Here is a 15,371-nt window from a genome sequence, read left to right on the forward strand (position 1 = left end):
CGGACCCGACAGGCAGGACACGAAAGGGCCGTACCGCGCGACAGAGATGACGCGGTACGGCCCTTTCGGCGTGCCCCGGGCGCCGCGCGGCGGGGCGGCCCGGGCACGGCCCGGCCTCAGGCGGTCGCCGAGCGGTACTTGCGGACCGCGAGGGTCCGCTCAGACCAGGTCCGTGAGCCACGTTCGAGTGGGCCTGCTCCCATCGGGGAGGTACCACACGAACGCCATACCATCCGCCTCGCGTACGTACCCGAACCGGTCCTGCGAGGGGCGGCCGGCATCGGTCCACCATTCCCATGCGGCCTCTACCTCTGCCCAGAGGTCCTTACCGCCGTACGAGACGAGTCCGGTTTCGCCACCTGTGAGCGGTACGCGCGCCCAGTCGCCATCACGCTGGACCTGGAGAGACATGGCACCGCCGGCACCGTCGGAGTAATAGACGATTTCGGCGTTCTGAATACGAAACGCGAGCAGTAGGCGGAATGGGTAATTGGCGCGTATGTCGGCCGCCGTGACGGAGGTTGGGCGGGTGTCCTTTTCGGGTGCGGCCTGTGCGCGCCGCCGGCGCTGGTAGGTTCGCGCGTCCGTGCGCGCCGCCATAAAACGGCCTGCGGTGCCGGTGAACCGGCCAATGGCGTCGCCTTCTTCGTTGACGGCCAGGCGGACAAGTCCGCCCTCGATGCCCAGGGACACGTCAGCGACGATGATGCCCCCCGGACGCGTCTGCTCGGCCCAGGCGCCTGGGATGCGCGGTACAGAGCAGGTCGCAATGATCCGGTCGAACTGGTCCCCGGCGGGGTACCTGTTTTGTCCGTCGGCCTCCACGAGCCTCGGGGCGTATCCGATTGATGACAGACGACGCTGTGCGGTCTCGACGAGTGCGGGATCGATGTCGACCGAGTACACAAGGTGCTCACCGAGACGAGCGCACAAGAGTGCCGCGTTGTAGCCGGTCCCCGTTCCGATTTCGAGCACTCGATGGCCGTCCTCAACACTGAGGTCTTCCAACATTCCGGCCATGAGGCTCGGCAATGTGCTCGATGACGTTGCTACGCCGGTCCACGCGGTCCGGTCGACCTGCTGAGCCGTATCAGGGTCCAGGGCGGTGACAAGAGTCGCGTCACGGTAAATCCGGGCGAGTGAACTCCCTCCGGCTTCATGGGTCATACGCCATACGGCGATGCCGCGCCCATTGGTCTCCTGTTCGTACCAGCGGGGGACGAACACGTGCCGGGGAACGGCGGCAAAGGCGGCTCCCCACTGACGCGAGGTGATAGCACCGGCTGCTTCGAGTTCGGCGACGAGTGCAGCCATGTATGGCTGGGCGGCTTCAAGTGCCGCGGCGGCATCGGTCACGCGGGTACTCCTTGCAACTCGTCAGCGATGGCCTGGGCGATAGGCAGGCCGGTGGCGTGCTGTATCCAGTCCCATTGCCCGCACGGGTTGACTTCCAAGAACGTCCACTCGCCCGACGGCGAGACGATGAAGTCCAGGGCACCGAAGCGGAGGCGGAGACGGGCCATCAGCCGCCGCACCGCCGCCTCGATGTCGGGCGGCGTTTCGGTGGCGCGGTAGGTGAGTGATCGGTAGTCGCTGCGCCAGTCGACATGTGCCTTACCGCTTCCCGCGTGAATTTCTGCGGCCAACAGGCGGTCGCCTGCCACTGTGAGCCGTACCTCGTGTGCTTTGTCGATCCATGCCTGGAAGAGGTGCGCAGTGGTGTCGACGCCGCGTAAGTCGTCGAGGTCCCGCACTGTGAGACGACGGGTGTAGACGACTTTCAGCTCGTCATTCTCGATGAAAACGGGTGACGCGACGGGTTTGCAGATCAGCGGGCCGTCGATGTCGGACGCGAACTCGCGGACCGCGTCGGTGTGGTTGGTAATCAGAGTGGGAGGGATGGTCAGACCGCTTTCGCGTGCGGCAGCAAGCTGGATGGGCTTGTACTCGGCGCGGGACATGGATGCGGGGTGGCTGACCCACCGGCAGTCCAGCGCGGACAGGACACCGCCAAGTCCGGCACGGGCCTGCGCGGCTGCGAATCGCCGCTCCGCGTCCGACATGCCCCGAGGGAAATCCCAGGCGCGGGGCGCGCGGTAGTAGACGGCGGTGACGTCGGCGAGGTCGATGACGCGGTGCGGGGAGGCGAGAGCACCGGCCCACCCCCGCCGGGCGTCGATGCGCCCGGCGAGAGTGAGATCTTTCGGAAACTCTGAGGTGTCCATGCGGAACACCGGCACCCCCCGGTCCGCGAGCACCTTCACGACGCGGTCTGTCGGCCAGTCATCACGAGACGCGATCACGAGAACGAGGGACACGGTCGTCAGTCCTTGGCGCCCTCGTCAAGCGGCGGTGGATTCACCACGTTGCCGTCGGGGACGGTGGGGGTGTGGGTCTCCATGAACGGGAGAGGACCCTCATACAGACCGACGCTCATCTGTGCTGCTTCGTCGTAGATCGTGTCGGGGAGAACGGTGGCTTGCGTGGCGTCCGGAGCGCCGGCGAATCGCAGCGCCCACGGGCGAGTGGCGGGTCCGGTTGGAGGTTCGCCGCTGTGCCTGAGTCGTCCGTCTTCGGGCGTGAGCGGGAAGGCTTCTCGCGGAAGTGCAACAGGCACGTTGTGACCCTTCGTCGTGGTGCATGGGTGGTGCTTCGGTCGACCGCGTCCGTGCTTCGGGCGGGCCGTCGGTGGGGGCGCGGCAGCTCAATGCGCGGCGTTCGCCGCGACCTCGCGATGGCGTCCCGCCCCTGCCGGGATTCCGAAGACCACGGGGGAACATCCGGCAGGGACGGAGTTCATGGGGTGCCGCTCCCGCCTTGCCCCACGTCCGGATTCGCTGAAGTCGGGCACATGACGGCCGGCAAACCCGTCATCATGGCGCGTGTCTGGAAGCTCCGGTCGTACACACTGATGCCCTCGCACAGGCCGTCCGGTCGGCGGGGCGGGAGATCCCGTTGGCGCGGGTAGTGCTGAAAACCGCGCGTGGTCTCATGTCCCATCCTCCGGGACCGGCGTGAAACGCTCCCTTGAAGGCGAGCGCGAAAATGGCGCGACAGAAGGCGAAGACGGCCAGGAGGAACAGGCCCCATCCGAACCGGGCACGGTCCGCATCATGTCCTCATGAAGGTGCGCCACGGCCGGGTTATGTTCTCCCGGAAGGTGTGATGGGCAGGGTTTCGCCCCGAGTGCCCCAGGGCCCAGTCCTGCGGCTCCTGCCACCCTTCCGAGCGTTCCGACCCCGCGGAGCACACGACGCATTGCATGGAGTACGTCGACGGCTCCGCGTCGGGCTCCTGGTCCGGCGTGAGAGTCCACCGAACATGCCTGACAATGGCCGGCTGCGCCTTCGGCCGGCACCGAGATTCGTAGTTGGTCAGCGCGACGCGGGCGCTCAGCATCTCTACCGAGGTCAGGCTGGAGAGGGCGTTCGCATCGACTTCCCAGCAGTCGTCATCGGACAAAGCGCGTAAGCACGTCAGCCCGTCAGGGCCCCGTTGGACGACGCCGATTCGGCCGGTGTTCGTATCCCTCATGACCGAGCCGATCTCGATGTGGGGCTCGGCTTGCTGGTTGCTCGCCATGGCATGAAGTTACGAGGGGTGGCGGTCGCCAACCAGACACGCCTCGTAGCAGTTCTCTGACTCACCGTCAGTAGATGCTACGAAGCGTGGTAGTCACCCGGAAACGCGGAGGTGAGTGGCCATGTCGCGCATGTCCTGGGTGAGGGTGCGCTTGCGGCGCTCCAGGATTTCCGTCATGACGCGGCGGGCCATCGACTGATGCCGGAGCCACTCCGGAGACGACGCCTTGATCGTGGACAACTCGTCCATGGCGTCCTGGTGAGAGCCGAGCTTCGCATGAGCCCTGGCGACGTCGAGGCGGTGCCTGTCCCAGTTGTTCGCACTCGGTCGGCCGAACTTTTGCAGCCCCTTGGCCCCTACGGGGCCTTCGTCGGCCCTGCTGATCACTCCGCGGTGGTCCCCGATGAGCGCGAGGTCTTCGATCGCCTTCGCCTCTGCGGTCGCCGGCCCGAAGGTGGTCCAGTGCTGACGAAAGTCGACGTGTTCCCGGCCCAGAGCACTTGCGGCCGTATGGGTCATACGTCGGGCGTCCCTGGCGACGTCGGGGCGGTTGTTTCTGATCGCCGCCGAGGCTACGCGCTGGAGCAGCTCGCCCCAGAGCGCGAGTTCGCCCGCCGTGGCGGAGGACATGCGCGGCTCGATCTCCTCGGCCGTCACGGTGGCCAGGCGCTCGGCTTCGTCGAAGCGATCCTGCCGCAGGAGCAGCCAGGCCATGCCGACGACTCCGGTAGCCGCGATGTGCGTCTTGTCGGCGTCGCGAGCGTCCCTGATGCCCAACGAGAGCGCATGGTAGGCCATGTCGTAGCGCCTGACCTGCGTCAAGTATTTCCCGGCCAGCAGGAAGGCGCCGGCGCGCACGACAACGGCTTTCTGGCGATCGTCGCCCTCGGTGAGGGTGACTGCGGCCTCCGCGTCCCGGAGGATGGCCGGCAGCTTCTTGGCCACGCTGTCGTAGTGGTCGGCGTGATAGAGGGCGTGACTGTCGTCGATGTCCCGCTGAATGGAAGCCAGGGCCGGCGCGCGGTCGGCCTCGACGATCACCTCACGCAACCCGACCGGGGGCATGAGCGCTCGGCGCAGCTCGGAGAGCTTCGGACCGTCGCCCACGTTCGCGCGGATGGGCTCGGGGGCCTCGGTGGCGAACAGGCTGGATGTGGTGGTGCCCAAAGCCCGTGCGAGCATATGGATGGTCTCGACCTGAGCGTTCCCGCCCTGCTCGATCTTGCGGACGACACCCACGGACAAGCCGGCTTCTTCAGCGAGCTGCTCTTGACTCCAGCCAGAGCGCCGACGGTGGTTACGCACGTTCTCTTGCAGTGACGACGACACCGGATCACCTCCCACTCAGGGTATGCCCTTCCCGGGTACGGCAAAGCGCCCGCGGCGTGCGGGTGCTGTCGTCATGTCAGGCCGCTGCGCGGCCGGCGACTCAGGCTCCGGGCCGCTCCTTCACTGAGAAAACAGAAGCCCCTTCCGGGTTCTTCGGCGCAGGCGGACGCACGTACGCGCCGCCTCGGCGGCGGACAGACCCGACGGGCAGGACACAAAAGGGCCGTACCGCGCGACAGAGATGACGCGGTACGGCCCTTCCGGCGTGCCCCGGGCGCCGCGCGGCGGGGCGGCCCGGGCACGGCAGGGCCTCAGGCGGTCGCCGAGCGGTACTTGCGGACCGCGAGGGTCCGGAAGACCACGACGATCAGCAGCGACCAGAGCAGCGACGCCCACACCGGATGCTGCATCGGCCAGGCGGCGGACGACGAGACCCCTGGATTTCCGAAGAGCACACGGCACGCCTGCACCGTGGCGCTGAAGGGATTCCAGTCGGCGATGTGCCGCAGCCACGGCGTCATCCTGCTGCTGTCCACAAAGGCGTTCGAGATGAAGGTCACGGGAAACAGCCAGATCAGCCCGCCCGAGGTGGCCGCTTCCGGAGTACGGACGGAGAGACCGATCAGCGCTCCGATCCAGGAGAAGGCATAACCGAGCAGAAGCAGCAGCCCGAACGCGCCGAGCGCCTTCGGCACCCCCTCGTGAATACGCCAGCCGACGATCACTGCCACCACCGCCAGCACCACGACGGTGAGCGCGGTCTGCACCAGATCGGCGATCGTCCGGCCGGTGAGGACCGCGCCGCGCGCCATGGGCAGCGAGCGGAACCGGTCGATGAGGCCCTTGTGCATGTCGTCGGCGATCCCGGCGCCCGCGCCCGCCGTGGCGAAGGTGACGGTCTGGGCGAAGATGCCGGCCATCAGGAAGTTGCGGTAGACGGCCGGGTCCGTGGTGCCGCCGACCTCCAGGGAGCCCCCGAAGACATAGCTGAACAGCACCACAAACATAATCGGCTGAATAAGCCCGAAAAGTACCACTTCGGGAATCCGGGTCATCCGGATGAGATTGCGCCGGGCGACAACGAGTGAGTCGCTCACGGACTGGACGATTCCGCCGCGCGGTCGGGGAGCCGCGATCGGGCCGGCTTCGGTGACGGTCACTGCCCGTCCTCCTTGGTGTTCGCTCCGGACTTCCCGGCCCTGGCCGGCTTGCCTGTCCGCGCGCCCCGGCCGGAGCCGGCGGCGCCGCTGTCCGCCAGGTCGTCCTCCTCCGCCGTGTCCTCGGCGGCGTGACCGGTCAGCGAGATGAACACGTCGTCGAGCGTGGGACGGCGCAGTCCGATGTCGTCGATCTCGACGCCCCGCCCGTCCAGGTCCCTGATGACCTCGGCGAGCAGCTTGGCGCCGCCGGTGACGGGAACGGTCAGTTTGCGGGTGTGTTCGGCGATCGTCACCTGGCCGCCCCTGCCGAAGGCGGCCAGCACCGCGCGGGCGGGCTCGATCTGGTCGCGTTCATGGACGACGACCTCGACGCGCTCACCGCCGGTCCTGGCCTTGAGCTGGTCGGCGGTGCCGCGTGCGATGACCCGGCCGTGGTCCACGACGCAGATGTCATGGGCGAGGTGGTCGGCCTCCTCCAGATACTGCGTGGTGAGCAGCAGGGTCGTACCTCCGGCCACCAGCTCCTGGATGATCCCCCAGAGCTGCTGGCGGTTGCGCGGGTCGAGCCCCGTCGTCGGCTCGTCCATGAACATCACCGGCGGCGAGACAACAAGCGCAGCGGCGAGGTCGAGCCTGCGCCGCATCCCGCCGGAGTAGGTCTTGGCCGTACGGTCCGCGGCGTCGGAGAGGTTGAAGCGCTCCAGCAGCTCGTCCGCGCGGGCCTTGGCCGCCCGGCCGCTCATCTGGTAGAGCTGCCCGACCATCCGGAGGTTCTCGCGGCCGGTCAGATACTCGTCGACCGCGGCGAACTGGCCGGAGAGGCCGATGGAGCGGCGGACTTCATTGGGGTGCTTCACGACGTCGATGCCCGCGACGACCGCTCTGCCGCTGTCGGGCTGGAGCAGTGTGGTCAGGACACGCACGGCGGTGGTCTTGCCGGCCCCGTTGGGGCCGAGGAGCCCGAGGACCGTGCCTTCGGGGACATCGAGATCGACGCCGTCCAGAGCCCTTACATCGCCGAAGGTCTTCACCAGACCTTCGGCATAGATGGCGCCTGGCATGTGGGTTCTCCCGGAGTGACGGTGGGTGCCGGTGCGCCGGGTGCGCAGCGACGGGACGCCTGGCCCTCTCCCCCGCCGGGGCAGACGCGAAAGCCCGGTCGTGGCAGGCCAGGACCGGAACACTAACGCGATACATCGCGTCTCTCAAGCGGTTTGGGAACCCCGGCGGAAAGAGGGGCAGAGCGTTCCGGGAACGGGCCGCGACGGACGGAACCAGACGGAACAGCCCGGCGAAAAAGACGGTGAAAGGGACGCCGGAACGGGACAGCGAGGCGTCCCCTCAGCCGAGTATGGCGTACCCCGCCGCCCGCAGCGCGGCCTCCACGTCCGCGCAGTGCGCCGGGCCCTTTGTCTCCAGATGTACTTCCACGTCCGCCTCCGTCAGCCCGAGCCGCGGATCGGTCCGCACATGGCTCACATCGAGCACATTGGCATCCACCACTGACAACACCCCGAGCAGCGTCGCGAGCGCGCCGGGCCGGTCCGTCACCCGCAGCCGCAGACTCAGATACCGCCCGGCCGCCGCCATGCCGTGCCGCAGGATCCGCTGCATCAGCACCGGATCCACATTGCCGCCGGAGAGCACCGCGACCACCGGCCCGCGGAACGCGCCGGGATCGCTCAGCAGCGCGGCCACCGGACTCGCCCCGGCCGGCTCCACCACCAGCTTCGCCCGCTCCAGACAGAGCAGCAGCGCGCTGGACAGCTCGTCCTCGGAGACCGTGCGCACCTCGTCGACCAGCTCCCGGATCAGCTGAAACGTCACATCACCCGGGCGGCCCACCTTGATCCCGTCCGCCATCGTCTGCGGAGAGTCGATCACCATCGGCCGGCCCGCCCGCAGCGAGGGCGGATATGCCGCCGCGCCCTCCGCCTGCACCCCGACCACCCTGACCTCGGGGCGCACCGCCTTCACCGCCACCGCGATCCCCGCGGCCAGCCCCCCGCCGCCCAGGCCGACAACGATTGTCCGCACGTCCGGGCACTGCTCCAGGATCTCCAGGCCGACGGTGCCCTGGCCCGCGATGATGTCCGGATGGTCGAAGGGATGGATGAACACGGCGCCCGTGTCCCGCGCGTACTCCCGCGCGGCGGCCATGGTCTCGTCCACCACCTGACCGTGCAGCCGCACCTCGGCCCCGTAGTCACGCGTCGCCGCGACCTTCGGCAGCGGCGCCCCGACCGGCATGAACACCGTCGACCGGACACCGAGCAGCGTCGAGGCGAGCGCGACCCCCTGCGCGTGGTTGCCCGCGCTGGCGGCGACGACGCCCGCCGCGCGCTCCTCGGGTGACAGCCCGGAGATCCGTACGTACGCGCCACGCAGCTTGAACGAACCGGTGCGCTGGAGGTTCTCGCACTTGAGCAGGACCGGGGAGCCGACGAGCCGGGTCAGATATCTGCTGCCCTCCATCGCCGTCGTCCTGGCCACTCCGGAGAGCATCTTCTGAGCCCCTCGGACATCGTCGAGGATCAGGGGACGCGAGGGGCTGGACGCACCGAAGCTCATGACGGTCAGTCTGGCAGCTCGGCGCCGGGACGGCCTTCGGTGTCCAACCCATGGCCACCGGTTTGGCCAGCGCCGGTACGGTCCGGGTCCCGGCCGCGTACTCTGTCCTGCACCAACCGACCACCGCACGAGAGAGCCCCAGCCATGCCCCCCATTCAGGACATGACTTCCGCTGCGTCGGCCTCCGAGGACACGGCTTCCGGTTCCTCCGGCGGCGCCCGACTCCTCGATGCCCTCCAGCACCAGGTGGCCGTCTTCGCGCGGCGCGCCGAGCAGACCCGCCTGGGCGGTGTCGGCCAGGTCCGCAACTCCATGGACCGCGCCGCCTATCTGCTGCTCAACCGCCTCGACCAGCAGGGCCCGATGGGCGTCAAGGCGCTGGCGGCCGGGATGGGCATCGACTCCTCGACCGTCACCCGGCAGGTGGCCCCGCTCGTCGACTCCGGCCTGGTCAAGCGCGCCTCGCACCCGGAGGACGGCCGCGCCGTCGTGCTCCAGCTCTCGGCACGCGGGCTGGCCAGGCTCGACGAGGTCCGCTCCTCACGGCGCGAGCTGATGGCACAGGTGACGGACGGCTGGACGGAGGACGAGCGGGTCTCCTTCACGACCCTGCTCACCCGGTTCAACTCGGCGCTCTCGGCACGGCAGGCCGGCCTGCCGTCCACGGACAGCGGCGCGGACGAGCCGGACCGGGCGGACGGGGCCGGAGACACGGACCCGTCCGGTGACACGGGGACCCCGACGCCCTCTTGACCCCGGCCGCCCTGCTGCTCTCCTATGAGGTCGTGCGAGAGCGGCAGGCGGTCACCGATCGCCGGCGTGCCCGGGAGTTCGAGGCCTTCGTAGCGGGTGCCGCCGGCCGGCTTCTGCATGTGGCCGCGCTGCTGACGGGCGAACCGCGGGAGACCACTCCACGCGCGCAGCGCCTGCTGACCGCGGCGCTGGCCCGTACCTACGCGGACTGGGACCGGCTCCGCGCCGGCGACCCCTACGACTTCACCCGCCAGGAACTGGCCCTGCGGTTCGCCCGCTGGGCCTGGCTGGGCCGCCGCCGCCCCTCGCCGGGCGGCCTCCTGGCCGGGCTCGCCCCGCAGGAGCGCGTCGTCCTGGTGTTACGGCTGTACGAGGGCGTGGCCGAGGAGCAGACAGCGGCCCTGATCGGTGTTCCGGTCGAACGCGTCCGCGCGGTCTGCGCGCGTGCGGTCACCCGCGTCCGGGACAACACGGCGGCGGACCGGGCCGGGAAGCCCCGGCCATGAGCGGCGGCGAACGCGCGGAGGCCGCGGTGCGGCGGATGCTGGACGCACCGCACCCCGTCGTGCCGGCCGACCTCGCGCACCGCGCCACCGCGCGCGGCACACGGCTGCTGCGCCGCCGTCGCCTCGCCCGGCGCCTGGGCTGGCTTCTGCTGTTCGCCGCCGTGACGGCGTTCGCCGTCTGGGCGTCGGTGGTCCAGCCGTGGTCGGCTCCGGCCGGGACGCCGCCACCGCCGGAAGGCTGGTAGCGGCGCGCCGGCCGAGGGCGTCAGCCCAGCGCCTGCTTCAGATCGGCCAGCAGGTCGTCGCAGGACTCGATCCCGACCGACAGCCTGATCAGGTCGGACGGCACCTCCAGCGCCGATCCGGCCGCCGAGGCGTGCGTCATCCGGCCCGGGTGCTCGATCAGGGACTCGACACCGCCCAGCGACTCACCCAGCGTGAACAGCTTCGCGCGGTCGCAGACCGCGACCGCCGCCTCCTCGCCGTCCGCGACCTGGAAGGAGACCATCCCGCCGAACGCCTTCATCTGCTTGGCGGCGACCTCGTGGCCCGGGTGATCGGGCAGCCCCGGGTAGAGGACCCGGGAGACCCGGGGGTGCCCGGTGAGCATCTCCGCGATCCGCGTGGCGTTCTCGCTGTGCCGGTCCATCCGGACCGCGAGCGTCTTCACGCCGCGCAGCACCAGCCACGCGTCGAACGGCCCGGCCACCGCGCCCATCGCGTTCTGGTGGTACGCGAGTTCCTCCCCCAGCGCGGCGTCGACGACGACCAGCGCGCCCCCGACGACGTCCGAGTGGCCGCCCATGTACTTCGTCGTGGAGTGGACGACGACATCCGCGCCGAGCGCCAGCGGCTGCTGGAGATAGGGGCTCGCGAAGGTGTTGTCGACGACGAGCCTCGCACCCGCCTGCCGCGCGATGCCGGCGAGACCCTCGATGTCGGTGATGTTGAGCAGCGGGTTCGACGGGGTCTCGACCCAGATCACCTTGGTGCGCGGGGTCAGCGCCGCCCGCACCGACGCCGGGTCCGAGGTGTCCGCGACGGAGAACTCCACACCCCAGCGCGAGAAGACCTTCGCGAAGAGCCGGAAGGTGCCGCCGTAGGCGTCGTCCGGGATGACGACATGGTCACCGGGCGCCAGCAGCGTACGCAGCAGGCAGTCCTCGGCGGCGAGGCCCGAGGCGAAGGCCAGACCGCGCCGGCCGCCCTCCAGGGCCGCCAGATTCTCCTCCAGCGCGGTACGCGTCGGGTTGGCGCTGCGGCTGTACTCGTAACCGCCGCGCAGACCGCCCACGCCGTCCTGCTTGTACGTGGAGACCTGATAGATCGGGGGGACGACCGCGCCGGTGAGGGGATCCGCGGTGTTGCCCGCGTGGATGGCGAGAGTCTCGAAGCGCTGATCGCTGGGGTGCTGGTGGCTCATAACGTCCGAGCCTAGCGCCGGACGGGCGCCCGCCGCCGCGACCGGCCCGGGCGGGACCGGGCACTTCGGCGTCCGGGACAATGGGGCCATGGAGATTCTCTGGATCCTGATCGTGATCGGCCTGCTGGCCGCGGTCGTCGTCACGCGCCGCCGCGGCGGCATCCGCCAGGTCGCGCCCGGCTCGCCCGACGCCGCCGACCCGGCGGCCTACGGCTTCGTACGGCAGGAGGAACTGGACATCCGTCTGCCCGGCCCGGACCAGGACCTCCTCGACGTACTCAATGTCGTCCAGGCCACCCAGGACTGGCGGGCCGCCGCCCAGCTCCTCGCCGGCACCGGCAAAGAGGGCGAGCCGCGCTGGCAGCGCGTCCAGGCGTTCGCCGGCGCGGCGTCGCTGGAGCTCCAGCAGCGGCCCGGCGTCGGCGGCGGCTGGCTGCGGACCTGGCGGTCGGAGTCACCGAAGGACGCGGGCGGCGCCGCCGTGCACGCGGAGTTCCTCGTCCAGCAGGCATGGCGGTCCTCCTCCGCCGGGACCGACGACTTCCGGATCATCCTGGAGGAGGCCCGTACGGTCTGCGGCGAGGCGGCCCTGCTGGCGCCCGGCGACCCGGTCCCGTACATCATCGAGCTGGCCGTGGCCCGCGGACTCGGCTACCCGCCGGAGCAGTTCGACCAGCTCTGGGCCAAGGTGATCGACCGCGCGCCCGCGCACATGGGAGCGCATCTCGCCGCACTGCACTACTGGTGCGAGAAGTGGCACGGCTCCCGGGACGAGGCCGACCACTTCGCGACCACCGCCGCCGCGCGAGCCCCGCGGGGCTCCCTGCTCGCGGCGCTGCCGCTGTTCGCGGTCTACGAACACCTGCCCGAGGTCAACCTGGTGCGCGGCTTCTACCAGAGCGCCGTGGTCACCAAGGCGGTGGAGGGCGCGCTCCACGCCGTCCACGCGGCACGCCAGGACGACCCGATGCTCTCGCACGTACGGCACCTGCTGATCCTCTTCCTCGTACGATCCGAACGCTGGACAGAGGCGATGAACCAGCTTCTGCGGGTCGACGGCCATGTCGGCACCCTGCCGTGGACACTCAACGGCGACCCGGCCGCGGAGTACACGGTGTACCGGGCCCTCGCCGTCGCCGGCTACGAGGCCAACGGCGGCACGCCCGCGAACCTGCCGTACTGAACGGACCGCGATTGCCCCGCTGACCTGCGGTGGGGCATACTCCCCTTCCCCCCACAAGCACCTGGCCCTGCTCCAATTCCCGTGGGGGGAAACTGCCCGATGGGCGCAACTCTGCGCGCGCTGCGCGCCCTCGTCCTGCTGACCGGCTTCTACCTGCTCGGCCTCCTCATGCTCGGCGTCCTCGCCGGCATCGACTGGGCCGCGACGCTCTGGACCCCCGGCAGCGTCTACGCCAAGCTCTACATCGTCTCCGTGGTGCTCGCCGTCCCCATCGTGCGCGGGATGTTCCTGCTGCGCGCACCGAAGGACGAAGGTCTGCCCGGCCTGCCCGTCACCGACACACAGGAACCACGGCTGTGGGAGACCGTACGCTCCCTCGCCGAGCAGGTCGGCACCCGCGCGCCCGACGAGATCGTCCTCATCGGCGACACCAACGCGGCGGTCAGCGAGGACGCCCGCCTGATGGGCCTCCTCGGCGGCAGACGCCGTCTCTATCTGGGCCTGCCGCTCATGGCCGGCCTGACGGAATCCCAGCTCAGAGCCGTACTCGCGCATGAACTCGGCCACTACGGCAACGCCGACACCCGGCTGTCCGCCATTACCGTGCGCGGCCGGATCCAGGTGCTGCGCACCATCGCCCACTTCGAGGAGAAGGCCGGCAGGACGGCGGCCAAGGAGCAGGCCCGGCAGGAGAAGAAAGCCGCGAAGGCCCTCGCCAGGGGCAAGTCCGCCAAGGAGATCGACACCACCGGCGCCGGAATCACCTACCGCGTGATGGCCGCGATCTACACGGCCTACGCCAAGCTCTACATCCGCGCGACCGAATCCGGCTCACGCCGCCAGGAACTGGCGGCCGACCGCGCGGCCGCCCGCATCGCCGGCCGCGACGCGACCGCCTCCGCGCTGCGCGAGATCCCCGTCCTCGACGCCGCACACGGCTTCTACATGAACTCCTACGCCACCCTCGGCGCCGGCGCGGGACTCCTGCCGCCGCCGGGCGAGGTCTTCGGCGGCATCAGACACCTCCTCACGGCGCGCCACGCGGAACTCGACGAGATGCGGCGCGACCTGCCCACCGAGAACACCTCCCCCTACGACTCGCACCCGCCGATCGCCGAACGCGTGGCCCGGATCGAGGCGCTCCCCGACGACGGCCGCGCCCTCGAACCCACTGCGCCCGCACTCGGCCTGCTGCGCTCCCCCGAACAGACCCTCGCCGCCCTCGAACCGGCCGTCCTCACCCCCGACGCGCTGGACATGCGCCGCCTCGACTGGCCCGAACTCGTCCACGAGTCCATGGCCACCTACACCGACCGGTCGGCAGAACCACTGCGCCGGGCCACGGCCGAGATCACCGGCGGCGACCCGTCGCTCCCCGCACTGCTGGACGCCATCGACGCGGGACGGCTCTGGCACCTCGCCGACCTGCTGCCCAAGTCCGGCGAGGCCACGTCCGCGACCGGCCGCGCGGCCCGCGAATTCGCCCGCCCCACGCTCCGCCGCGGTCTGTCGCAGCTCGTCAGCACCGAACTCGTACGACAGGGCCGCGCCCGCTGGGAACTGTCCTGGTCGGATCCCGCGTCGCTGAGACTGCCCCAGGGATACGACGAGGCCCTGCCCGCGGCCCTGGACGCCGCGGTCGCGGACCGACCCGACACCGAGCCGCTGCGCAAGCTGCTCCCCCTCGGCGCCGCATCCGGCGCCCCACACTGACTGGTGGAAAGCCCATGGCCCGACTCATCCCGCTGATCGTCGTAGCGATCGGCGTCTACTTCTGGCTCAAGAGCCGCCGCAGCGCGGCCTCGGTCGTCGCCCCGGGGCCCCCGGCTCTCTCCGACCGCTCCGTCAGGCTGGGCTTCCTGCCCGCCGAGCGGCTCGACACCGAACACGCCGCGCCTCCCGCGCCCGCACTGGAGCGCGCACTCGCCGCGGCGGGCACCGGCGACTGGACGCGGGCCGCCGACCTGCTCACCGAGGTCGGCCAGGACTGGGAGCGGCGCTCGCTGTACACGTACGCCCTCGGCGACGCCGCGGCGACGGAGGACGGCTGGCTCCTCGCCTGGGAGAGCGCCCGTCCGGACGACCCGGACGCGGCGGTCGTACGGGCCCGCAGCACGGTGATCCTGGCCTGGAAACTGCGCGGCGCCGCCGGCGCCGGCCACACCAGCGACGAACAGTTCGACGCCTTCCACCGCACCCTGGCGCGTTCACGGGAGGACATCGCACGGGCCGCCACGCTCAACCCGGAAGACCCGACCCCGTACATCACCGAGATGGCGACGGCGGCCGGCTTCGGCTATCCGCACGAGGAGATGCACCGGCTCTGGGCCGAGGCGTCGGCCCGCGCCCCGCTCCACTACGAGGCCCACTTCGTGGCGCTCCAGTACTGGTGCGCCAAATGGCGCGGCTCCGACGAGCTGGCCCGCGCGTTCGCGGCCCGCGCGGCGGCGGACGCGCCGCCCGGCAGCCTGATGTCGGCGTTCCCGCTGATCGCGTGGTTCGAGGAACACCTCGACGAGACCGTGAAGAAGTCGGTCTACCGCGGCGCGGAGCTGACGGCGCTGGTCAACGCGGGCCTGGTGGACGCCGCGGCGGCGCCGGAGGACCACCCCCGGCTGGCGGAGCTGCGCCATCTGCTGGCGTACTTCCTGTCCAAGCAGGGCCGGTACGACGCGGCGCTGGAGCAGTTCCGGCTGGTGGACGGCTATGTGGACGCCCTGCCGTGGCGCTACTACCCGACGCGGCTCTACATCGCCACGCGGGAGGCGACGGTCCGCAAGGCGAGGTGAGACACGCGGGCGGGGGCGCGGCGCCGGGGCCGGGCGGAGCGGCCTCACCGGGGGCGTTCGACGGAATGTCCGGTG

The 15,371-nt window shown here is 70.5% G+C and carries 15 protein-coding genes; 6 read left to right on the plus strand and 9 right to left on the minus strand.

The genetic code is table 11. The features are described from left to right. Positions 1–159 precede the first annotated feature (159 nt). From ABZ707_RS22365 to ilvA, 8 genes are all read right to left on the minus strand, one after another. Entirely contained in the window at positions 160–1,356 is a 1,197-nt protein-coding gene (locus ABZ707_RS22365) for a methyltransferase domain-containing protein (RefSeq protein ID WP_360177665.1), read from the minus strand. Beyond that, positions 1,353–2,318 (minus strand): ATP-grasp ribosomal peptide maturase, encoded by a 966-nt coding sequence (gene tgmB, locus ABZ707_RS22370; protein WP_360177668.1) that lies wholly within the window; start codon positions 2,316–2,318, stop codon positions 1,353–1,355. The genes ABZ707_RS22365 and tgmB overlap by 4 nt, the downstream gene beginning before the upstream one ends. 5 nt (positions 2,319–2,323) lie before the next feature. Further along, complete coding sequence (gene tgmA / locus ABZ707_RS22375; protein ID WP_360177671.1) at positions 2,324–2,617, minus strand: putative ATP-grasp-modified RiPP; 294 nt, start codon at positions 2,615–2,617, stop codon at positions 2,324–2,326. Between the two features lie 494 nt (positions 2,618–3,111). Further along, complete coding sequence (locus tag ABZ707_RS22380) at positions 3,112–3,582, minus strand: hypothetical protein (RefSeq protein WP_360177674.1); 471 nt, start codon at positions 3,580–3,582, stop codon at positions 3,112–3,114. Positions 3,583–3,675: 93 nt separating this feature from the next. Beyond that, positions 3,676–4,911 (minus strand): helix-turn-helix transcriptional regulator, encoded by a 1,236-nt coding sequence (locus ABZ707_RS22385; protein ID WP_360177677.1) that lies wholly within the window; start codon positions 4,909–4,911, stop codon positions 3,676–3,678. Positions 4,912–5,222: 311 nt separating this feature from the next. After that, positions 5,223–6,071 carry an ABC transporter permease gene (locus ABZ707_RS22390; RefSeq protein ID WP_360177680.1) on the minus strand — a complete coding sequence of 283 codons (849 nt, stop codon included), beginning with the start codon at positions 6,069–6,071 and terminating at the stop codon, positions 5,223–5,225. Next, complete coding sequence (locus tag ABZ707_RS22395) at positions 6,068–7,132, minus strand: ATP-binding cassette domain-containing protein (protein ID WP_360177683.1); 1,065 nt, start codon at positions 7,130–7,132, stop codon at positions 6,068–6,070. Before ABZ707_RS22395 ends, ABZ707_RS22390 begins: the two co-directional genes overlap by 4 nt. 280 nt (positions 7,133–7,412) lie before the next feature. Next, the gene (gene ilvA, locus ABZ707_RS22400) at positions 7,413–8,642 is read right to left on the minus strand and encodes a threonine ammonia-lyase (protein ID WP_360177686.1); all 1,230 of its coding nucleotides are present in this window, start codon (positions 8,640–8,642) and stop codon (positions 7,413–7,415) included. A 162-nt stretch (positions 8,643–8,804) separates the two neighbouring features. On the opposite strand from ilvA, the gene ABZ707_RS22405 reads away from it, so the two are divergent. From ABZ707_RS22405 to ABZ707_RS22415, 3 genes are read left to right on the plus strand one after another with little or no spacing between them, the layout of a single operon-like run. Next, complete coding sequence (locus tag ABZ707_RS22405; protein ID WP_360177689.1) at positions 8,805–9,395, plus strand: MarR family transcriptional regulator; 591 nt, start codon at positions 8,805–8,807, stop codon at positions 9,393–9,395. Between the two features lie 32 nt (positions 9,396–9,427). Next, positions 9,428–9,901 carry a sigma factor-like helix-turn-helix DNA-binding protein gene (locus ABZ707_RS22410; RefSeq protein WP_360178155.1) on the plus strand — a complete coding sequence of 158 codons (474 nt, stop codon included), beginning with the start codon at positions 9,428–9,430 and terminating at the stop codon, positions 9,899–9,901. Then, positions 9,898–10,146 carry a hypothetical protein gene (locus tag ABZ707_RS22415; RefSeq protein WP_360177692.1) on the plus strand — a complete coding sequence of 83 codons (249 nt, stop codon included), beginning with the start codon at positions 9,898–9,900 and terminating at the stop codon, positions 10,144–10,146. Before ABZ707_RS22410 ends, ABZ707_RS22415 begins: the two co-directional genes overlap by 4 nt. Before the next feature lie 20 nt (positions 10,147–10,166). Here ABZ707_RS22415 and ABZ707_RS22420 read toward each other — a convergent pair whose 3' ends face one another. Next, complete coding sequence (locus tag ABZ707_RS22420) at positions 10,167–11,324, minus strand: cystathionine gamma-synthase (RefSeq protein ID WP_360177695.1); 1,158 nt, start codon at positions 11,322–11,324, stop codon at positions 10,167–10,169. Between the two features lie 88 nt (positions 11,325–11,412). Between ABZ707_RS22420 and ABZ707_RS22425 the strand changes: the two genes are divergently transcribed. From ABZ707_RS22425 to ABZ707_RS22435, 3 genes are all read left to right on the plus strand, one after another. Then, positions 11,413–12,507 carry a hypothetical protein gene (locus ABZ707_RS22425; protein WP_360177698.1) on the plus strand — a complete coding sequence of 365 codons (1,095 nt, stop codon included), beginning with the start codon at positions 11,413–11,415 and terminating at the stop codon, positions 12,505–12,507. Positions 12,508–12,606: 99 nt separating this feature from the next. Continuing rightward, the gene (locus ABZ707_RS22430; protein ID WP_360177701.1) at positions 12,607–14,220 is read left to right on the plus strand and encodes a M48 family metallopeptidase; all 1,614 of its coding nucleotides are present in this window, start codon (positions 12,607–12,609) and stop codon (positions 14,218–14,220) included. A gap of 14 nt (positions 14,221–14,234) precedes the next feature. Beyond that, positions 14,235–15,296, plus strand: a complete 1,062-nt coding sequence (locus tag ABZ707_RS22435; RefSeq protein ID WP_360177704.1) for a hypothetical protein — start codon at positions 14,235–14,237, stop codon at positions 15,294–15,296. The last annotated feature ends 75 nt before the right edge of the window (positions 15,297–15,371 follow it).

The organism is Streptomyces sp. NPDC006923, assembly GCF_040635655.1.
Taxonomy (GTDB): domain Bacteria; phylum Actinomycetota; class Actinomycetes; order Streptomycetales; family Streptomycetaceae; genus Streptomyces.